At 66.7% G+C, this 19,842-nt stretch carries 19 protein-coding genes; 7 read left to right on the top strand and 12 right to left on the bottom strand.

Annotated features, from left to right (window positions below; translation table 11 throughout):
- Positions 1-108: 108 nt before the first annotated feature.
- On the top strand, positions 109-735 hold the full coding sequence (locus ACGHX3_RS18650; protein ID WP_394695809.1) for a hypothetical protein: 627 nt from the start codon (positions 109-111) through the stop codon (positions 733-735).
- Between the two features lie 17 nt (positions 736-752).
- Positions 753-2,186 (top strand): phospholipase effector Tle1 domain-containing protein, encoded by a 1,434-nt coding sequence (locus ACGHX3_RS18645; RefSeq protein WP_394695808.1) that lies wholly within the window; start codon positions 753-755, stop codon positions 2,184-2,186.
- A gap of 15 nt (positions 2,187-2,201) precedes the next feature.
- Here the strand turns inward: ACGHX3_RS18645 and ACGHX3_RS18640 are convergent, their stop codons facing one another.
- The 4 genes from ACGHX3_RS18640 to ACGHX3_RS18625 form a co-directional block, all read right to left on the bottom strand.
- Positions 2,202-2,576 carry a VOC family protein gene (locus ACGHX3_RS18640; RefSeq protein WP_394695807.1) on the bottom strand — a complete coding sequence of 125 codons (375 nt, stop codon included), beginning with the start codon at positions 2,574-2,576 and terminating at the stop codon, positions 2,202-2,204.
- Positions 2,577-2,639: 63 nt separating this feature from the next.
- Positions 2,640-3,080, bottom strand: a complete 441-nt coding sequence (locus ACGHX3_RS18635) for a hypothetical protein (protein ID WP_394695806.1) — start codon at positions 3,078-3,080, stop codon at positions 2,640-2,642.
- 29 nt (positions 3,081-3,109) lie between these two features.
- Complete coding sequence (locus ACGHX3_RS18630) at positions 3,110-3,496, bottom strand: hypothetical protein (RefSeq protein WP_394695805.1); 387 nt, start codon at positions 3,494-3,496, stop codon at positions 3,110-3,112.
- Positions 3,497-3,554: 58 nt separating this feature from the next.
- Positions 3,555-5,531 (bottom strand): UvrD-helicase domain-containing protein, encoded by a 1,977-nt coding sequence (locus ACGHX3_RS18625; RefSeq protein ID WP_394695804.1) that lies wholly within the window; start codon positions 5,529-5,531, stop codon positions 3,555-3,557.
- A 169-nt stretch (positions 5,532-5,700) separates the two neighbouring features.
- Between ACGHX3_RS18625 and ACGHX3_RS18620 the strand changes: the two genes are divergently transcribed.
- Complete coding sequence (locus ACGHX3_RS18620; protein ID WP_394695803.1) at positions 5,701-5,949, top strand: hypothetical protein; 249 nt, start codon at positions 5,701-5,703, stop codon at positions 5,947-5,949.
- A 331-nt stretch (positions 5,950-6,280) separates the two neighbouring features.
- Here ACGHX3_RS18620 and ACGHX3_RS18615 read toward each other — a convergent pair whose 3' ends face one another.
- Positions 6,281-6,571, bottom strand: coding sequence for a hypothetical protein (locus ACGHX3_RS18615; RefSeq protein ID WP_394695802.1), 291 nt, complete (start codon positions 6,569-6,571; stop codon positions 6,281-6,283).
- 428 nt (positions 6,572-6,999) lie between these two features.
- Here ACGHX3_RS18615 and ACGHX3_RS18610 point away from each other — a divergent pair, with 428 nt between their 5' ends.
- A complete protein-coding gene (locus ACGHX3_RS18610; RefSeq protein WP_394695801.1) occupies positions 7,000-7,623 on the top strand; it encodes a thymidine kinase in 624 nt (207 codons plus the stop codon).
- A 6-nt stretch (positions 7,624-7,629) separates the two neighbouring features.
- On the opposite strand, the gene ACGHX3_RS18605 is transcribed toward ACGHX3_RS18610, so the two are convergent.
- From ACGHX3_RS18605 to ACGHX3_RS18590, 4 genes are all read right to left on the bottom strand, one after another.
- Positions 7,630-10,440 carry a tetratricopeptide repeat protein gene (locus ACGHX3_RS18605; protein ID WP_394695800.1) on the bottom strand — a complete coding sequence of 937 codons (2,811 nt, stop codon included), beginning with the start codon at positions 10,438-10,440 and terminating at the stop codon, positions 7,630-7,632.
- Between the two features lie 24 nt (positions 10,441-10,464).
- Positions 10,465-11,031, bottom strand: a complete 567-nt coding sequence (locus tag ACGHX3_RS18600; protein ID WP_162338950.1) for an ECF-type sigma factor — start codon at positions 11,029-11,031, stop codon at positions 10,465-10,467.
- 82 nt (positions 11,032-11,113) lie between these two features.
- On the bottom strand, positions 11,114-11,932 hold the full coding sequence (gene mutM / locus ACGHX3_RS18595; RefSeq protein WP_394695799.1) for a bifunctional DNA-formamidopyrimidine glycosylase/DNA-(apurinic or apyrimidinic site) lyase: 819 nt from the start codon (positions 11,930-11,932) through the stop codon (positions 11,114-11,116).
- A complete protein-coding gene (locus tag ACGHX3_RS18590) occupies positions 11,925-12,758 on the bottom strand; it encodes an ABC transporter ATP-binding protein (RefSeq protein WP_394695798.1) in 834 nt (277 codons plus the stop codon). The genes mutM and ACGHX3_RS18590 overlap by 8 nt, the downstream gene beginning before the upstream one ends.
- Before the next feature lie 121 nt (positions 12,759-12,879).
- Between ACGHX3_RS18590 and ACGHX3_RS18585 the strand changes: the two genes are divergently transcribed.
- Positions 12,880-13,212 (top strand): EF-hand domain-containing protein, encoded by a 333-nt coding sequence (locus ACGHX3_RS18585; RefSeq protein ID WP_394695797.1) that lies wholly within the window; start codon positions 12,880-12,882, stop codon positions 13,210-13,212.
- 3 nt (positions 13,213-13,215) lie between these two features.
- Here the strand turns inward: ACGHX3_RS18585 and ACGHX3_RS18580 are convergent, their stop codons facing one another.
- The 3 genes from ACGHX3_RS18580 to ACGHX3_RS18570 all read right to left on the bottom strand — a co-directional run bounded on the left by ACGHX3_RS18580 (position 13,216) and on the right by ACGHX3_RS18570 (position 16,780).
- Positions 13,216-13,599: a tautomerase family protein gene (locus ACGHX3_RS18580; protein WP_394695796.1), complete on the bottom strand. Its 384-nt coding sequence runs from the start codon at positions 13,597-13,599 to the stop codon at positions 13,216-13,218.
- A 125-nt stretch (positions 13,600-13,724) separates the two neighbouring features.
- Positions 13,725-15,386, bottom strand: a complete 1,662-nt coding sequence (locus tag ACGHX3_RS18575; protein ID WP_394695795.1) for an MFS transporter — start codon at positions 15,384-15,386, stop codon at positions 13,725-13,727.
- An 11-nt stretch (positions 15,387-15,397) separates the two neighbouring features.
- A complete protein-coding gene (locus tag ACGHX3_RS18570; RefSeq protein ID WP_162339340.1) occupies positions 15,398-16,780 on the bottom strand; it encodes a DcaP family trimeric outer membrane transporter in 1,383 nt (460 codons plus the stop codon).
- A 322-nt stretch (positions 16,781-17,102) separates the two neighbouring features.
- Here ACGHX3_RS18570 and acs point away from each other — a divergent pair, with 322 nt between their 5' ends.
- Together acs and ACGHX3_RS18560 are read left to right on the top strand one after the other, a co-directional pair.
- Complete coding sequence (acs, locus tag ACGHX3_RS18565) at positions 17,103-19,046, top strand: acetate--CoA ligase (protein ID WP_394695794.1); 1,944 nt, start codon at positions 17,103-17,105, stop codon at positions 19,044-19,046.
- Between the two features lie 119 nt (positions 19,047-19,165).
- Positions 19,166-19,834: a response regulator transcription factor gene (locus ACGHX3_RS18560; RefSeq protein ID WP_162339342.1), complete on the top strand. Its 669-nt coding sequence runs from the start codon at positions 19,166-19,168 to the stop codon at positions 19,832-19,834.
- The last annotated feature ends 8 nt before the right edge of the window (positions 19,835-19,842 follow it).

Raw genomic sequence — 19,842 nt, 5'->3', positions numbered from 1 at the left:
GCAAGGAGCGCTCGCCATGCACTCGGTCAGTCTTCATATCCCAGAATCGGATCATTCGAACGTCGGTGCCGCGATAGCATGGGGTCAACAAGGGGTTGGGGTAGCGCCATGAATCGCAACAATCCCTGGACCATCGCCGGCAGCGCACTAGTCATCATCGCCACGACAGGATGCCACGCCACCATGGCCCCATCGACCTCACCCGGTTCTTCTTCCGCGCTGCCGGAAGGCCGCTACACCAACGTCGGCACCGAATGGCCGCTTAAGTTCAGTGCGCACTATTTCAGTGTCTCGACGTACAGCACGTACGACTGTCAAGTGGAATACGGTGGCAGACTGCGTGCTAACGATCCGGAGAACGAACTTCAATCATCATCCGAATCGCTGGGCTCCCGATACCCGGACAACATGACGGCGAGAATGGGGCCCATCGCAAATTTTCCGCCGCCTGCCAAGGTCGCGTGGCGATCACAGGATGGGGCACAACACCATGCCGAGATCGACATCGGCGAGATATTCAGCGACGGGCTGATCCGGCATCGTCTACGCCGCGACGAGATCTCAGAGGGGCGGGCAGGGCCCGGCGCATTGCCGGGAATCATTCTGGAAGTCAACGACCGCACGATCAATGTCTACATGCGGGCGCACATTTCAACAAAGGACTTGCAGGAACCCGGTAACCGATACAGTGACTTCCGCAATGACCTGATCAAGGTGTTCAGTCACACATATTGAGCAAGGAGCGCTCCAGAATGGATTCCGATTCCAGTTTGAACCGTAACGTTGATATTGAAGTCGAGCCTCCCGGCCATCTGGGATATCAGCGCTATAGACTTGATGAAAAGACGCTGTCGAAGCTACGCGTTCCGGTACTTTTGAGCTCGGATCGGTCGCATGAGCGGCTCTATGTTGCTGCGATGGACGGCACGGGCAACAGCATGTTCGATGACAAGCCTGAAAGCTGGAGCACGGTCGCAAAGCTTCATCTTGAAATCAGGAGTCTCGAGGATGCGGGCTTAACCCATATACGCTCGGACTACATCGAGGGAACTTACACGCAGGATGGGTTGCTGAAGATCCCAGCAAAGCTCGTTGATGGGCCATTCGGCCACACCTTTGATGAGCGGGTCGAGACGGCTTACTTCAAGTTCTGCGTGCAGGCCAAGGAATGGCTTAGGGAGGATCCCGAAGCGCAGATCCGCGTCGCAGGTATCGGATTCAGTCGTGGCGCGGAAGAGATAGCGGCGCTGGAGCGCATGATTCATGTGCGTGGGATACGCGATCCGGATGACGCGGACTATCGTGTGAATGGGGAGAACCTGATCACCCGCATCGAGTACGCCGACCGACCGCTGCTCGTGCAGCCAGGCCTGACGCCGCAAGTGGCGCTGCTGATCGATCCCGTTCAAACGGGCGTCGGGGAGCATGATCGCCGCTTGCCTCCCTCGACCCTGACAACGTTCCAGCTGACGGCAGAAAACGAGCGTCGTGATTTATTCAAGGTCACCCTGCACGTGCCGCTGGGGTTCAGTGAAGACGATCGCAGCCTCAACCTTGCCCGCCCCGGATCTCATGGAAACATGGCGGACACGCACTTGCGTAATGGATTAGGTATCGAGAACTACAATTTGAGCGTCGAGTTCCTCAACCGGCTCAGCGACACGCCCTATCTGGAGAAGCGTCCGCTTCCAACCGATCCCGAGCAATACGTCATCCACCGCTCCGACCAGCACATGGGTGGCTTGTACGGCACGCGCGGCTACGACCGCGACGGCATCCGCGACCAGGTGGACACACTGGCGCCGGAGCGGCTTTGCCGGCGTCTCGTGGTGGACGACTGCAATCGCAAGGAACCGATCGATGAAGCGCTCGACGCGCAATTCGAACGCCGCACCGGGGTATCGCCGCCGGCGCCGGACAAGGTGATGCAGCCCAATGCGGGAGACCGCTCCACGTGGCCCGGGCTCAACGATCTGGTGGAGCAAGCCTCGCGTGCGGCGGCGGTGAGGGGAAGCGATCCGATGTCTGCCGTTGTCTCGGAGTATCTGAGTGGTCCGTGGGCGCGTCAGTTCCAGGCCGATGTCGAGCGCGCGCTGGCGGCACGCGAAGGGCAGCCGTTGCACATGACGCCGCCGCAAGCATCACCTGCCGAGCCCGCGCGCGAGTCCCCCGTGCCGGTGCGCTGAGCGGACACGGGCACGCTACCGCTTCTCTTCCATCAATCCCACCAGGTTGCCATCCGGATCGCGCAGGAATCCGGTCCACAGTTCGTGGTCCGGCATGCGCGCCGCCAGTTGCGGCGGACGCTCCTCCGTGGCGCCGCGCGCGACCAGCGCGGCCTGCGTGGCGACGATGTCGTTCACGGTGAAGTAGAGGATCGAGTTCGCACCGACGGCGCCGGCGCCCTGCGGCGTGGTCAGCATCAGGCGCACGTCGCCGGCCTGCAGGAACGCGAGCGTCGGCGCGGGCTGGAACAGGAAAGTCAGTCCCAGTGCGTCCCGGTAGAACGCCAGCGCGGCATCGACATCGCCGACGGTGATGGCGATCTGGTGGATGTGGGACAGGCGGGGTTTCATGGTCTCGCTCCGGTCGATATGCATGCAGCTCAGCGCTCCGGCATTCGTTGGTCTCGTGGCGGCCTAGGACACCCAGCCGGGCAGTTCCTCTACGACACGCCAAGCCTCTCCTTTCCATTTCAGGCGAATGGTATTGCCCGACGCCCACAAGCCGTGATGGTAGGTTTCCAGGACGATCGTGGCGGAGGTCGGACCCACTGCCTTGAAGTCGAGCAGGTAGTAGAAGATGGCGGCTTGTCCTGTGCTCTTGTGGGTACTGCCTTCCCGCGGGTTCGCCACTGCCTTGCAGTCGGATGCCTTGAACAGCGGAAGTCCCAGGTGTCGCAAGGAATCGAGGACGCCGGAAGATGCGTCCCGGCCGTCGACGCCGAGGCAGTAGACGAAACGTCCCTGCTCTTTCGGCAGCGCATGTTCGAACACAACGATCTGGATGTCTCCGGGAATCGCCGCATGTGCCGCCTGCGACGCCAGTGCAGCGAAGGGCAGGAAATAGGCCAGCCACATCGTCGGACACATCATGGAAACGCGGGGGTTCACTTCGGGCGCCGGCTGCTGCGCAGCAGGAACAGGCTGCCGACGAGCATGCCGGCGAGTGACGCGCCGAGGCCGAGCCCGAACCCGACCACCACGTCCGCGACCGCCAGCCCGGGACCGGCGACGCCGCGCGCAGCATCCAGCGCGAGCCGCACGAGTACCGCGGCCGGCACCACCAGCGCGATCAGCAGCCACAGCGTCAGGAAACGTCCGGTGCCGAACGCCCGCATCAGCATCGCGATCACGCCGACGGCGACGAGTCCTGGGCCATAGAGTGCGCGCGGCAGGCCGGCCAGTTCCGGCGGCAGTTGCCAGTACGGAAAGCCAACGCCGACGAGGGCGATCAGGAAGCCGATCCACCGCCAAGCCTTGCTGTCGCGCGTCATGCCCAGGTCCACCGGAGTGCGATGCCGCGCAGCGTAGCGCAACCGCCGCCGTCGTGGGTCAGTCGAACATCGCCTGGATCGCCGCCAGGCCGGCGCTGGCGCGCTCCTTCTTGCGTTCCGCATCGGCGACCGGATCGGCGCCGTCGCGTTGCAGTTCGTCCGCCGGCAGCTCGTCGATGAAGCGGCTCGGCTGCAGGCGCATGCGCTCGCCGAAGCGGCGCGTCTCGCGGTTGTGGCTGAGCCACAGCTGTTCCTTCGCCCGGGTGATGCCCACGTACATCAGGCGCCGCTCTTCCTGCAGATTGCCTTCCTCGACGCTGGTCTCGTGCGGCAGCGTGCCGTCCTCGCAGCCCACGATGAAGACGTAGCGGAATTCCAGTCCCTTGGCCGCGTGCAGGCTCATCAGGCGCACCTGGTTGCCGCCGTCGTCCTTGTCGTTGCGCGACAGCAGCGCGAGTTGCGCGGCGAGGTCGCCGGCCGAGCTGCCACGCGGCCCGCCCTCGAACCAGTCGGCCAGTTCGTCGAGGTTGGCGCGACGGCGCTGGAACGAGGCCTCGTCCTTGCACTGCGAACGCAGGTCCGCCAGCAGGCCGGAGCGTTCGCTCAGGCGGCGGACCAGGTCGGCCGGCGGCAGCTCCTCCGCATGCCGGCGCAGGTCGCGCACGATGTCGACGAAGGCGCTGAGACCATTGGCCGCGCGCGGCGGCAGCGCCTTCAACGCGCCCATCGATTCGGCCGCGCGCGACAGCGGCAGGTGCGCGTGCTGGGCCATCTCGGCGAGCTTCGCCAGCGAGGTCGCGCCGACCTCACGTTTCGGCGACTGCACGGCGCGCAGGAAGGCCGCATCGTCGTCCGGGTTCACCAGCAGGCGCAGCCACGACATCGCGTCCTTCACTTCCTGGCGTTCCAGGAAGGCGGTGCCGCCGGTCAGGTGGTAGGGGATGCGCAGCAGCTGCAGCGCCTTCTCCAGCGCGCGCGACTGGTGGTTGCCGCGGAACAGGATGCAGAAGTCGCTCCAGGCCGCGCTCTTGGATACCTGCACGAACGCGATCTCGGCGGCGACCTTCTCCGCCTCGTGCTCGTTGTCGCGGCATTCCCACACGCGAATGCGCTCGCCGTCGGCCTGGTCGCTCCACAGCGCCTTCGGATGCTCGTGCGGGTTGTTGGCGATCAGGGCATTGGCCGCGCGCAGCACGCGGTTGCTGCAGCGGTAGTTCTGTTCCAGCTTGATGATCTGCAGCGCCGGATAATCCTTCGCCATCTGCAGCAGGTTGTCGGGATTCGCGCCGCGCCAGGCGTAGATGCTCTGGTCGTCGTCGCCCACGCAGGTGAAGTCGCCGCGCTCGCCGGCGATCGCCTTCAGCAGGCGGTACTGCGCATCGTTGGTGTCCTGGCATTCGTCGACCAGCAGGTAGCCGATGCGCTCACGCCACGTCGCGGTGATCTCAGGGTTGCCTTCCAGGATCTGCACCGGCAGCCGGATCAGGTCGTCGAAGTCCACCGCATTGAACGTGGTCAGGCGATCCTGGTAGCGCTGGTACAGCAGCGCCGCGTCCTTCTCGCGATTGGTGCGCGCTTCGGCGAGCGCCTCTTCGGGTGACAGTCCGGCATTCTTCGCGCGTGAGATCAGGTTCTTCGCCGCCTCGACGTCGTCGGGCTTGGCGCCGTACATCAGGTCCTTGACCTGCGCGTGGGCATCGTCGGCGTCGAAAATGGAGAAGCCGCGCTTCAGGCCGACCGCGGCGTGCTCGATCTGCAGGAATTTCAGCCCCAGCGCGTGGAAGGTGCAGATGGTCAGCCCTTCGGCCGCATCGCCCTTGATCCGCTTCGCCACGCGCTCGCGCATTTCCTTGGCGGACTTGTTGGTGAAGGTGATCGCCGCGATCCGGCGTGCCGGGAAGTGGTTGCCCGCGATCAGGTGCGCGATCTTTTCCACGATGACGCGCGTCTTGCCGCTGCCGGCACCGGCGAGCACCAGCAGGGGGCCCTTGCTGTGCAGGACGGCGGCGCGTTGGGGGGGGTTGAGACCGTGCATGGAGACTTCCGCTGGGTGGTCATTGTAGCCGGCCTTGCCATGGCCGGAGTGATTTACCATCGGCGCGCGCCCTCCACTCGGCATCCTGCTGGTCTTCGCTTCCGGCGCGTTGGCGTAGCGGAAGAACCATCAGAACAACCTGTTTTCCGTCGTGAGCGCGGAGGAATTCATGGCCTGCCATCCGGATCTGCGCTGGCGTCGTGACGGCCTGCTGGCCTACAACGGCGGAGATGATCCGGAAGCGTTGAGGCGACTGAAGAAGAGCGCCCGTTTCGACTACACGTCGCCGCAGGCGATGGTGGCCGACATGTGCTGGCGCGACATCGGCGTGGAGCAGGATCTACCGCTGGCGTATGCATGGATCGACCTGTCGGCTGAACGGCTCTGTCCGGACATGGTGGCGTTCCGGGAGCGCTAGTGGGTCGAACTGACCGAAAGCGAGCGCCGCGATGCACTGATGCGGGGCCGCGAGTTTATGGCGATACCATGGCGAAGCCGCGGCAGGCGATCCATCTGGGACGCGGCTTGCGCAAGATGAGCGTCAGCCGCACTGGTTTCGTGGGCAATCTCAGTATCAGGATGTGCCGGTCCGACGGTACCGGATTCGAGATGCGCGGAGAAGGAACCAACCTCTTTCACCAAAACGATTGCGGTTGCCCCGCCTGACACTTTTATGCTCTTGCTACCGATTGCTGACGACATGAGTCGGTCCGGGGCGTGCCAAGCAACCATGGGCCATGCCAGCCGGCTCAATGATCCTGATTGGCTGAAAACGTGAGCGATAGCGCCAACTGCTGGTATTTGGCCAGAGTTTCGGCATCACTTGTGCGCACCATGATGTGGATGACCCGTTGTTCACCGAGTTGGATCAGCGCCTCGCGGATCAGTAACGTCGGGTCGTTGGCTATCTCGCTGCGATACCACTGCACTTCCTTGCCGTCGAGCATGCCCCGCTCTGCGCGGTCGCGATCGCGCGGCCTGAGCGGAGATTCGGAACTGAACGTGAGCGCAAATGCTTCCGCGCCGTCTTCGGTCCGCATGGCGCGGCACATCAGTATGTTCGGTAACCGCAGCACTTCCCAGCGTAACGATTGCGCGACATACGACGGGAGCGCGGGGCATTCCCCGAGCGGGTAGGGAGCGGTCTGAGCGCTAGTTGGACCAGCCCAGGAAAGCGCGAGCAGGAGAAGCCGGGTCAAAGCCATCGATCTCATTTCAGCCATCTCCGTTGTTGAGTGCAGCCAAATCTTTCCGCGAGCGATATCGCCTTCATCGTGGCGTGCCGAGGAGCGGTACCCGCTCCTCAACCCTCTACAGGAAAGTGTGGCTTAGGATTACTAAACCCGGGTCCCTGGCGCGCCATCTCGATTACCCATTTCATTCGGGGTATCGATGGGGTACGGAACGGATGCCTTCTAGTGTGTCCGGGACTAACATCATATAAATCAATACCCTAGGAATATCCAGGTTGGCCAAGCTCTACTTCTACTACTCGGCGATGAACGCCGGAAAGACCACCACGCTGCTGCAGTCCGCGCACAACTACCGTGAGCGGGGGATGCGCGTGGCGATCCTGACGCCGCGGCTGGACGACCGTGCCGGAAGCGGCGTGGTGGCGTCGCGCATCGGGTTGCGCGCCGAAGCGGTGGCGTTCGACCGGCATGACGATCTGGAGCGGTGGGTGCGCGACGACATCGCCGTGCACGGCAAGCTCGACTGCGTGCTGGTGGACGAAGCGCAGTTCCTGACCCGCGCGCAGGTCTGGCAGCTCAGCGACGTGGTGGATGCGCTGCGCATTCCGGTGCTGTGTTATGGCCTGCGCACCGATTTCCGCGGCGAGCTGTTCGAGGGCAGCCAGTACCTGCTGGCCTGGGCCGACGAAATGAGCGAGATCAAGACGATCTGCCATACCGGCAAGAAGGCGACCATGACCGTGCGCGTCAACGAGCAGGGGCTGGCCGTACAGGACGGGCCGCAGGTGGAGATCGGCGGCAACGAGCGCTACGTGTCGGTCAGCCGCGCCGAGTTCAAGAAGATCGCGCGCGGGGAAGGCCGCATCGAGTCCCAGCAGCAGTCGCTGCCGCTGGCGTGAGCCGCCTCAGTGGCAGGCGGCGCGGATGTCGGCGGCTTCGCGGGGAATGACGCCGCCATCCGGCTGCGCTGCGCGCAGCTCGCCCACCAGGGCATCGAGTTCGTTGCGGCCACGGTCGCGTTCGCGCCCGCCGAGGCGGCAGTGCGCTTCGCCGAGATAGGCGCGCGCCTGCCAGCGCAGCTTCGGTGCCTCGCTGCCGCCGCCTTCGTGGCGGGCCAGCCGCTGCAGCGTGGCGAGGGCGTCCGCCGGCCGGCCCAGGCGGGTGAGGTGGCGCGCCATCGACAGTTCCGCGAACCAGGTGCGCGGGTGGTTCGGACCGAAGCCGACGCGGGTGAGCCGCACGGCGCGATCGAAATGCTCCGTCGCTGATTCCAGCTTGCCCTGCGCGGCCAGGACCTCGCCGATCATGCGATCGGTTTCGCCGACGAGCGCATGGCTGGCGCCGATCGTGCGGACGCGGATCCGGCGCGTCTCCTCCAGCGCGGCCAGCGCTTCGTCGTCGCGGCCGGCGCCGTGCAGCACCATGCCGTAATTGAACAGGCTGCTGGGCAGGAGCTGCTCGTTGTCCAGGCGGCGCAGGATATCGACGGCGTGACCGACGTCGCGCGTGGCGGCTTCGTAGTCGCCACGCTCCCACGCGATGATGCCCAGCGAGTTCCAGCTGGCCGCGGCATCGCGATGCTGCGGGCCCACCGTCTGCAGCGTCAGCGCGTGCAGTTCGCGCATTTCCGCCTCGGCGCGGTGCAGCTGCCCGAGATCGACATGGATGGCCGCCACTTGCCGGCGCACGGCCTGGGTGATCGGGTGTTGCGGTCCGTGGATGTCCTGCGCCAGGTCGCGCGCGCGCTCGAAATTCGCCAGCGCGGCGTCGGTCTCGCCGCGGTTGCGATAGAGGATGGCCAGGCTGCGCAGGATCTCCACGGCCAGCGGGTGCCGCGCGTGACCATGCGCCTGCAGGTGCGCGAGCGCCGCCCGGTAGCCGCGGGCACCGGCCTCGGCATTGCCCAGTTCCACATCGAGCTGCGCCAGGTCGCGCATGTTCTCGGCGACCCCGGCTTCGTCCTTCAGGCCACGACGGATCTCCAGCGAACGGTCGAACATCTGGCGCGCGACCTGCTTCTCGCCGGCATCCGCGCGGCAGCGCCCGTTCTGCGACTGGAACTCGGCCACGCGCAAGGGCAGCCGCGATTCGAGCGCGCCCAGGCGTGCCTCCATCGGGACCATAGCCTGCACGCACTGGCGCGAGCGGCCGAGCAGACGCAGCACGCGACCGTGCTGCGTGGCCGCCTGCAGGCGCAGGCTGTCGGGGACATCGTCGGTCGCCGCCAGCACGCGCGCCTGTTTCTCCAGCAGGGCGAGCGATTCGTGGTAATCGCCCAGGCCCAGCCGCAGGCGTGCGATCACGCCCAGCAGTTCCGCCTGCGCGCGCGGCTCGTTGGCCAGCTCGCGCTCGCCGCGGCGCTCACCCGCCGCCAGCAGTTCGCGCGCATCGAAGGTGCTGCCCTGCTGCGACGCGCTGGCGTTGTCGAACAGGCCGATCACGAAGTCCTGCATCGCCTGCGCGCGCGCGGTCTCGCGCATCGCCTGGCGTCCCTGCCACACGCTGGCCGCCAGCGCGGCGACCAGCACGGTGGTGGCCAGGCCGCCCGTCGCCAGCGCCCAGCGGTGGCGCACCAGGTACTTGTGCACGCGATAGCCCACGCTCTGCGGACGCGCGTGGACGGGGCGTCCTTCGATATGCCGCTGCAGGTCCAGCGACAGCGCCTCGACCGACGCGTAGCGTTGCTCCGGCGCCTTCTGCAGGGCCTTGAGCGTGATGTTGTCCAGGTCGCCCGCCAGCTTGCGCGCCGTGCGGCGCGCGTCCGGATCCTGGTTGCGGCTGCCGTCGGTGGTGCGCAGTGTGGCGACCGAGGGCTTGAGCGGTTCCACCGCCAGGATGGCCTGCTCCCATTCGGCGTCGGTCTGCCGGCGCAACCGGTACGGCTTGGTGCCGGCGATCAGTTCGTACAGCACCACGCCGAGCGAATACACGTCGGTCATGGTGGTGACGAGCTCGCCGCGCACCTGTTCCGGTGCCGCGTAGTGCAGGGTGAAGGCGCGCACCTCGGTGCGTGGATGCACCGCCACCGGCTCGGGGTCGTCGAGGAGCTTGGCGATGCCGAAGTCCAGCAGGCGCACGTCGCCGGTCGGTGTGACGAGGATATTGGACGGCTTGAGGTCGCGATGGACGATCAGGTTGGCGTGGGCGTGGCTGACCGCTTCGCAGACCTGCAGGAACAGCGCCAGCCGCGCTTCCAGCCCGATGTTGTTGGCCAGGCAGTAGTCGGTGATCGACACGCCTTCCACGTACTCCAGCGCCAGGTAGGGCTGGCCCTCGCTGCCGACGCCGGCATCGAGCAGGCGCGCGATGTTGGGGTGTTCCAGCCGCGCCAGGATTTCGCGTTCGCGGGTGAAGCGCAGGCGCAGGTTGGGGTCGGCCAGACCGGGGCGCAGCAGTTTCAGCGCGACGCGGCGCTGGTACAGGCCGTCCGCACGCGATGCCAGCCACACCATGCCCATGCCGCCTTCGCCGAGCAGCGATTCCAGCTGGTAGGGGCCGACGCGGGTACCTGGCTTCAGCTGGCCGGGCTTGTCGACCAGCGGCTGGTCGATGAAGCCGTCGCCTTCCTCCTCCAGCGCGAGCAGCTTCTCGAGTTCTTGAGCGGTGTCCGGATCATCCGCGCGCAGGATCTCGAGTTGTTCCGCACGCGCCTCGGGCTCCAGCTCCAGCAGGACGTCCAGCAGCGGGGACAGGCGTTTCCAGCGGTCGACGTCCATCGGCGCGGTGCGGGTGGAGCCGGCTCAGCTGTCCGCCATCGCCGACAGCAGGAACAGGCGGGCCTTCTGCCAGTCGCGGCGGATGCTGCGCTCGGAGCGCTGCAGCAGCTCGGCGATCTCCAGTTCCGACAGGCCGGCGAAATAGCGCATCTCCACCACCTGGGCCAGGCGCTCGTCGGCGGCGGCCAGCTTCTCCAGCGCGTCGTTCAGCGCCAGCATGTCCTCGTCCAGGCGCAGGTTGCCTTCGACTTCTTCCGGAATGTCGGCCACGCGCTTGAGGTCGCCACCGCGCTTGCGCGCCAGCCGGCTGCGGGCGTAGTCCACCACCACGCTGCGCATCGACGAGGCGGCATAGGCGAAGAAGTGGGCGCGGTCCTCGAACTTGGCCGTGCCGGTGGAACCGAGCAGCTTCAGGTAGGACTCGTGCACCAGCGCGGTCGCGTCCAGCGTGTAGCCGTGCTGTCCCGACAGCTGGCGGCGCGCCATGGTGTGCAGTTCCTGGTACAGCGTGGCCAGCACGCGGTCCAGCGCGGCGCGGTCGCCGCCACGGGCCGAATCCAGCCACAAGGTGATGTCAGGTGCGTCGGCCATCCGTCTTCCCCACGAGCCAAGGGCGGGAATATAACGTCATTTACCTCACATGACGTGAGGACGGGGCCGGCCCCTCAGGGAGTCAGCGCTGGCAATGCCCGCACCAGACCGTGGCCCGCTGGCCGATGCTGGCCTGCTTCATCGGCCGGCCGCAGCGCGGGCAGGGTTCGCCGCCCCGCCCGTACGCCGACAGCTCCTGCTCGAAGTAGCCCGGCGCCCCGTCCGGGCTCAGGAAGTCCCGCAGCGTGGTGCCGCCCCGGGTGATCGCGTACGCCAGGATGTCCTTCACTGCCGCCGCCAGCGCCACGTACCGGTCCCGCGAGACCTTGCCAGCCGCACGCAGCGGCGAAATGCCGGCGCGGAACAGGCTCTCGGCCGCATAGATGTTGCCCACGCCCACCACCACTGCCTGGTCCATCAGGAAGGTCTTCACCGGTGCCTTGCGGCCCCGGCTCAGCTCGAACAGGTAGTCGCCATCGAAGTCGTCCGACAGCGGCTCCGGTCCAAGCCCCTGCAGCAGCGGGTGGATCTCGCCGGGGGGCTGCCACAGCAGGCAGCCGAATCGGCGTGGATCGTTGAAGCGCAGCACGCGGTGTTCCTTGCCCTGCAGCGCGATGTCGACGTGGTCGTGTGCGGTCACCGGCGTGTCGGTCGGCAGCACGCGCAGGCTGCCGGACATGCCCAGGTGCAGCAGCGCGCTGCCGGCGGCCGTGTCCACCAGCAGGTACTTGGCACGCCGGCGCACGGCGTCGATGCGCTGGCCGGGCAGGTCCTGCACGATCTCCGCCGGGATCGGCCAGCGCAGGTCCGGGCGGCGCAGCGTCACCGCCTGGATGCGCCGGCCTTCGATGTGCGGCGCCAGGCCGCGGCGCGTGGTCTCGACCTCGGGCAGCTCAGGCATGACCGGGCACCGCGCTGTAGAAGCCGTCCTCGCAGCGCACGCGCACGGGTCCGCCGAACGCATGGCTGAGATGCGCATCGGTCAGCGTCGCCGCGCGGTCGCCGTCGGCGCAGACCGCGCCGTCGCGCAACAGCAGCACGCGGTCGATCTCGGGAATGATCTCTTCGATGTGGTGCGTCACCAGCACCAGGGTGATCCCGCGCTGCGCCAGCGACCGCATCAGCCCCAGGAAGTGCTGCCGCGCCACCAGGTCCAGGCCGGCGGTGGGTTCGTCCAGCAGCAGCGCCTGCGGTTCGTGCACCAGCGCGCGCGCGATCAGCACGCGCCGCATCTCGCCGGTGGACAGTTCCGCGACAGGGCGGTCGGCCAGCGTGGACGCACGCACCTGCTCCAGCGCATCGTGCGCCCGCGCGCGCATGCCGGCGTCGATCTGCCGGTGCGGCGGCACCACGAAGCTGGAGAAGAAGCCGGTGACCACCGCATCCTCCACGCGCAGGTAGGGCATCTGCTGCAGGTCGCGGGTCAGGTCGCTGGTCACCACGCCAAGGCGATTGCGCAGCTCGTTGACGTTCCAGCGGCGCAGGCCGAACACCTTCACCGGCGCATCGCCTTCGCGCGCCAGCGGATACAGCTCGCGGTTGATCAGCTTGATGAAGGTCGACTTGCCGCCGCCGTTCGGCCCGAGGATCGCCGTGTGCTGGCCCAGCGGAATGGTCAGCGACAGGTCGTGCAGCACGCGGGTGGCGCCGCGCACGACGGTGGCGCGGTCCAGTTCGAACAGGGGCGCGGTCGCCGCGGCCGTGGTAGGGGAGGCTGGCAGGTTCATCGGGGCGGGGAGGGCTCGGTGCACGTGCAGCGTACCCGAATCCTCCGGCGGGCCGAGGACGGGGCCGCGACAGGATCGACCGCATCACGCGGCCGGCGGCGGTCGCCCCTACAATGCCGGCATGCGCCGCCTTCTGCCCACGCTCTGCCTGTTCTGCATGCCACCGCTCGCGATGGCGCAGGTCAACGCCACCGGCGAGTACCTTGCACGCATGGACACCGACGGTGACGGCCGCGTCAGCCTGGCCGAATACCAGGCCTGGATGAGCTACGCCTTCGACGGCATGGACCGCAACCGTGATGGCGTGCTGTCCGTCGACGAGTTGCCCGGCGGGCGCGGCAAGCCGATCACCCGCGAGGCGCATCTCGCCCAGCTCGCGGCGCGCTTCACGCGGCAGGATGCCGACGGCGACGGCTTCCTCAGCGCGAAGGAACTGGCTGCGCCACCGCGCTGAGCGTCATGGCGCGTGGACCAGGCGTCCGCCCGCGAACGCCCAGTTCTCCCACGTGGTCTCCTTGAAGCAGACCATGACGTTCTCCGGATTCCTGCCCGCGGCGGACAGCCGCTGCATCAGGTCCGCGAGCAGCGCCTTCTTCACCTTCACGCTGCGACCGACGGACCACAGGATCTCGATCAGTGCGAAGTCGTCGTCGCGCGCGCCTGCCACGTCCGGATACGCCGGGTCGTAGCGGAAATCCTCCGCCGGCAGTTCCAGCACGCGCTGGAAGCGGTCGGTGGCCGGTACGCCGGACGCGACCAGCGCAGCGTGCACCGCATCGAGGATGGACGACTTGAAGGCATCGTCCTTCGGCGCACGGACGGTGAGGGTGATCAGCGGCATGACGATGGCCTCGTGCGATGGGTGGCCAGCGTATCGCGTGGCCGGTTCGGGCAAAAGAAAACGCCGGCCACGAAGGCCGGCGTCGGGGTTGCCGGCCCTTGAAGGGGCCGGCGGGGGAGGAACGGTTACTTCGTGATGTCGACGTTCTTCGTCTCGCGCAGGAAGAACGTGCCGATGATCAGCGTCATCACCGCGATGCCGATCGGGTACCACAGGCCGTAGTACAGGTTGCCGGTGGCCGCGACCAGTGCGAAGGAGATCGCCGGCAGGAAGCCGCCGAACCAGCCGTTGCCGATGTGGTACGGCAGCGACATCGAGGTGTAGCGGATCTGCGTGGGGAACAGCTCGACCAGGTAGGCGGCGATCGGGCCGTACACCATGGTCACGTAGATCACCAGGATCCACAGCAGCAGGATCGTCATCGGCTTGTTGATGCGATCCGTGTCCGCCTTCTCCGGATAGCCGGCCGTACCCAGCGCGGCCTTCAGTTCGCCGCCGAAGGCCGCGGTCTTGGCCTTCGCATCGTCGCCGGACAGGCCGGCGGCTTCGAACGAGGCGACCGAGGTGGCGCCCACATTGACCTTCGCCACCGAACCCACGGGAGCGGCCTGGACCGAGTAGGGAACACCGGCGCGGGCCAGTGCGGCCGTGGCGACGTCGCAGGAGCTCGTGAACTTGCGCACGCCGACCGGATCGAACTGGAACGAGCAGGTGTCCGGATCCGCCACCACGATCGCCGGCGAGGTACGGCTGGCCTCTTCCACGCCCGGATTGGCGAAGTGGGTGATGCCCTTGAAGATCGGGAAGTAGGTCACCGCAGCCAGCAGGCAGCCCGCCATGATGATCTTCTTGCGGCCGATGCGGTCCGACAGCCAGCCGAAGAACAGGAAGAACGGCGTGGCCAGCGCGAGGGCGGCGGCGATCAGCAGGTAGGCGACGGTGGAGTCGACCTTCAGGATGCTCTGCAGGTAGAACAGCGCGTAGAACTGGCCGGCGTACCACACCACGGCCTGGCCGGCGGTGGCGCCGAACAGCACCAGCAGCATCAGCTTCAGGTTGCCGCCCTTCAGCGAATCACGGAACGGCGTCTTCGAGCCCTTGCCTTCGGCCTTCATCTGCTGGAACAGCGGGGATTCGCTCAGCTGCAGGCGGATCCACACCGAAATGCCCAGCAAAATGATCGACGCCAGGAACGGAATGCGCCAGCCCCAGGCTTCGAACGCTTCGGTGCCCAGCGACAGGCGGCACGCCAGGATCACCAGCAGCGACAGGAACAGGCCCAGCGTGGCTGTGGTCTGGATGAAGGCCGTGTACAGGCCGCGCTTGCCGTCCGGCGCATGCTCGGCCACGTAGGTGGCCGCGCCGCCGTACTCGCCGCCCATCGCCAGGCCCTGGGCCAGTCGCAGCACGATGAGGATGACGGGTGCGGCCATGCCGATCGATGCGTAGTTGGGCAGCACGCCGACCAGGAAGGTCGAGATGCCCATGATCAGGATGGTGACCAGGAACGTGTACTTGCGGCCGATGCGGTCGCCCAGGCTGCCGAAGAAGGCCGCACCGAACGGACGCACGAAGAAGCCCGCCGCGAACGCCAGCAGCGCGAAGATCATGCCGGTGGTCGGATTGACGCCACTGAAGAACTGCTTGGCGATGATGGCCGCCAGCGATCCGTAGAGATAGAAGTCGTACCACTCGAACACGGTGCCTAGGCTGGAGGCGAAGATGACCTTCTTGTGGCCCTTCGTCAGCTCGCCCTTCGACGAATGCTGCACGGACGTGGAACTCATGTGGATTCCCCTCAGAATGTGTACTTGACGGTGGTGTGCAGACGCTTCAGGTCGCCTTCGCGGTCGTCCTCGAGCGAACGCTGCCCGTAGATGAGCTCCGCGCCGATGTCCAGTTTCGGGAACGGCGAATAGATCACGTTGGCGTGCATGGACTGCGTGCGCTCGGTGACGCCGAAGCCGGTGAGCGCGGCGTCGTTGTCGAAATGCGAGGCCGCATACATCAGGTTGGTACGGACTTTCGGACTGAACACGTGCCGCCAGGCGACGAAGCCGCCGTACCCGTCCAGCGCGTTGATGTCGCCATTGGCTTCGGTCACCACGTCGCTGCCCACGCCGAAGGCGAGGTAGCGGCCGATGCCCTGACCCGCGTTCACCGCATAACGGATGTCGTCGCTCTTGCCCAGGTTGAACTTGCCCGACACGCTGACGGAGGCGCCGGTATCGGTTTCGTCCAGTACCTTGAACTGGCGCACCATGCCGGCCACGGTGAAGTGGCCCCAGTCGCCCTTGGTCAGCCAGCGTGCGGTGACGTCCGGCGCGGCGTTGTCCCCGCTGTTGAAGCGCGCACCAGTGAGGTAGGGGGTGACGGTGGTCTGCGGGTTCTCGATCGAGAACGACCACGGACCCTTGGTGTAGCGCACCTGCGCCTGGCGCACGAAGACCGTGCCGTCGGTGGGGCCGACGAAGTCGACGGCGTCCGGCAGTGCCGCCACGTCCATGAAGTTGGACCACGTCTGGCCGGCCAGCCAGTTGTTCCAGCTCACGTAGGCGTGGCGCAGGCTGACGGCGTAGGTGTTGGTCGCGGTTTCGTTGCCGGCCAGCGCATTGCTGCCGCCGCCGAAGAAGTCCATCTCGACGAAACCCTTGAACTTGTCGCCGTTGTCGGTGACATGGTCCGCGCTCAGCCAGAAGCGCGAGAATTGCGCGTGGAAGTCGGTATACACATCGCCACCGTCGGCGGTCGGGCCACCGACCGGAATGGTGCTGGGCACGTAGAACAGGCGGCCGGAGTTGCCGTCGGCGATGCGACCGTCGCTGGTGTCGGTGACCATCGCGTCCATCTTGATGAAGCCGCCGTAGGAGAACGTGCTCCCCGGGTTGGACGCCGTCAGGATGGTGGTGTTCTGGATCGGCTGCTTGCCCGCGGGGACGGCGGCCGGTGCGGTGGCCTGCTTGGCCTGCACCTGCGTCACCTGTTCCTGCGTGGTGGTGATCTGGGTCTGCTGTTGCTGCTGCGCGGACAGCAGCAGTTGCACCTGCCGCTCCAGATCGGCCACGCGGGCTTCCAGCGCCTTCTCCTTGGCGGTCTGTGCGAACGCCATCCCCGGCGCGATCAAGGCGACGAACAGCGCGGCGGCCAGTGGCCGTCGCGCGAATGCGGAACGTTGGGTCATAACCCCTCCCGAAAGGTTGATGGCCGCGTTGCGCGGCTGGAGGGAGACTTGCGCCTGCATGCCGGCGACGCCTATTCGCCATTAGTCGTAACGGCGCTGCAGCAAAGACGAAGTGCCGGAAAAACAGGGGTGCGGCGTTCTGTCGCAGGCAGGCGGTGCGCGGACTTTAAGACCATCGTCTAAGTGGGATGCTGCAATGCCGCACGCCGGTATGCGTCAAACTCGATGCCCCGGATGCGCCTGCGTCGTCCCGCCGGACGCGCGCCTTCCGCCCCGCTTGCTTCAGAATCGACGCATCATTTGAACGTCCCGGGAGGACCTCATGACTGACCTGTATCCGGTCAAGCCGGAATTCGCCGCCAAGACCCGCATCACGCGCGAGCAGTACCTGCGCGACTACCAGGCCTCGATCGACGATCCCGACGCGTTCTGGGGCAAGGCCGCCGAGCGGCTGGACTGGTTCACCAAGCCGACCCAGGTGAAGGACGTCAACTACGCGCTGGACGACTTCCGCATCCGCTGGTTCGCCGACGGCGAGCTCAACGCCAGCGTCAACTGCCTGGACCGCCAGCTGGCCGAGCGCGGCGACAAGGTCGCCCTGCTGTTCGAAGCCGACAGTCCCGACACGCCGTCCTACGGCGTGACCTACCGCGAGCTCTATGAGCGCACCTGCAAGCTGGCCAACGCGCTGCGCGCGCTGGGCGTGCAGAAGGGCGACCGCGTCACCATCTATCTGCCGATGATTCCCGATGCCGCCGTCGCCATGCTGGCCTGCGCGCGCATCGGCGCCATCCACTCGGTGGTGTTCGGTGGCTTCGCGCCCAATTCCATCGCCGACCGCGTGTCCGACTGCGCCAGCAAACTCATCATCACCGCCGACGAAGGCCTGCGTGGCGGCAAGAAGGTACCGCTGAAGGCGAACGTCGACGCCGCGCTCAAGCTGCCCGGCACCAATTCGGTGGAAACGGTCCTGGTCGTGCGCCACACCGGCGGCGCGGTGGACATGCAGATGCCGCGCGACCGCTGGTTCGACGCCGTCGTCGATGCTCAGCCGGCCGAGTGCGAGCCGGAACGCATGAACGCCGAGGACCCGCTCTTCATCCTCTACACCTCCGGTTCCACCGGCAAGCCGAAGGGCGTGCTGCACACCACCGGCGGCTACCTGCTGTACGCCGCCTACACGCACGAGGCGGTGTTCGACCTGCGCGAGGACGACATCTACTGGTGCACGGCCGACGTGGGCTGGGTCACCGGGCACAGCTACATCGTCTACGGGCCGCTGGCCAACGGCGCCACGGCGGTGATGTTCGAAGGCGTGCCGAACTACCCCAGCGTGTCGCGCTTCTGGGAAGTGATCGACAAGCACAAGGTCACCATTTTCTACACCGCGCCCACCGCCATCCGCGCGCTGATGCGCGAGGGCGAAGCGCCGGTCAAGAAGACCTCGCGTGCCTCGCTGCGGCTGCTCGGCAGCGTCGGCGAGCCGATCAATCCGGAAGCCTGGCGCTGGTACTACGATGTGGTCGGCGACGGCCGTTGCCCGATCGTCGACACCTGGTGGCAGACCGAGACCGGCGGCATCCTCATCACCCCGCTGGCCGGCGCCATCGACCTCAAGCCCGGGTCGGCCACGCTGCCGTTCTTCGGCGTGAAGCCGGCGCTGGTCGACGCCAACGGCGAACAGCTCGATGGTGCCACCGAGGGCAACCTGGTGCTGCTGGATTCCTGGCCGGGCCAGATGCGCACCGTGTACGGCGACCACCAGCGGTTCATCGACACCTATTTCCGCACCTACCCGGGCACCTACTTCACCGGCGACGGCTGCCGCCGCGACGAGGATGGCTACTACTGGATCACCGGCCGCGTCGACGATGTCATCAACGTCTCCGGCCACCGCATCGGCACCGCCGAAGTGGAAAGCGCGCTGGTCGCGCATCCCAAGGTGGCCGAAGCGGCGGTGGTCGGCTTCCCGCACGACATCAAGGGCCAGGGCATCTACGCCTACGTCACCCTCAAGGCCGGCGAAGCGCAGAGCGACGAGCTGCTGAAGGAACTGGTGGCGTGGGTGCGCAAGGAGATCGGCCCGATCGCCACGCCCGACCACCTGCAGTGGGCGCCCGGCCTGCCGAAGACGCGCTCCGGCAAGATCATGCGTCGCATCCTGCGCAAGATCGCCGAGAATGCGCCCGAGCAGCTCGGCGACACCTCCACGCTGGCGGATCCGTCGGTGGTGGAATCGCTGGTCGCCGAACGCAAGGTGCGGTGAGGCAGGAGTGACATAAGAGGAGTGAGAAGTGAAAAAAGGCAGAAGCACGTTTGCTCGACTATCCTGACGCCGCACCTCTCACTCCTTACTCCCCCACTCACTCCTCGCTCCTCGCTCCTATGCCTACCCTGCTGATCGCCGACGACCACCCGCTGTTCCGCGAAGCCCTGCGCGGCGCCGTGCAACGGGTGATGCCGGGGGTGAAGCTGCACGAGGCCGACAGCGTCGACGCGCTGTACGTGCTGGTCGATGCGCATCCCGACGCCGACCTGCTGCTGATGGACCTCAACATGCCCGGCGCGCACGGCTTCAATGCGCTGGTGCACCTGCGTGCGCTGCATCCGCAGCTGCCTGTGGTCATCGTGTCGGCACGCGAGGAGCCGGCGGTGATGCGCCGCGCGCTGGACCACGGCGCGCTCGGCTTCATTCCCAAGTCCGCCGATTCGGACACCATCGGCCAGGCCATCGGCGCCGTGCTCGACGGCGAACGCTGGGTGCCCGACGAAGCGCACAGCGCACCGGCCACCAGCCGCGACGAGCAGGAAACCGCGCAGCGCCTGCGCGACCTCACCCCGCAGCAGTTCAAGGTGTTGCAGATGCTCGGGGCCGGCCGTCTCAACAAGCAGATCGCCTACGACCTGGGCGTGTCCGAAGCCACCATCAAGGCCCACGTCACCGCCATCCTGCGCAAGCTGCACGTCACCAACCGCACGCAGGCGGTGTTGGCCGCGGGTCGTCTGGCGGTGGACCCGGACGGCATCGTGTTGCCGCCGGAAGAAGCGGAGTAGGGCGTTCC

This window comes from Pseudoxanthomonas japonensis (genome assembly GCF_043632995.1).
GTDB classification, from domain to species: domain Bacteria; phylum Pseudomonadota; class Gammaproteobacteria; order Xanthomonadales; family Xanthomonadaceae; genus Pseudoxanthomonas_A; species Pseudoxanthomonas_A japonensis.
This window is presented reverse-complemented; position numbering and strand designations above follow the sequence as displayed.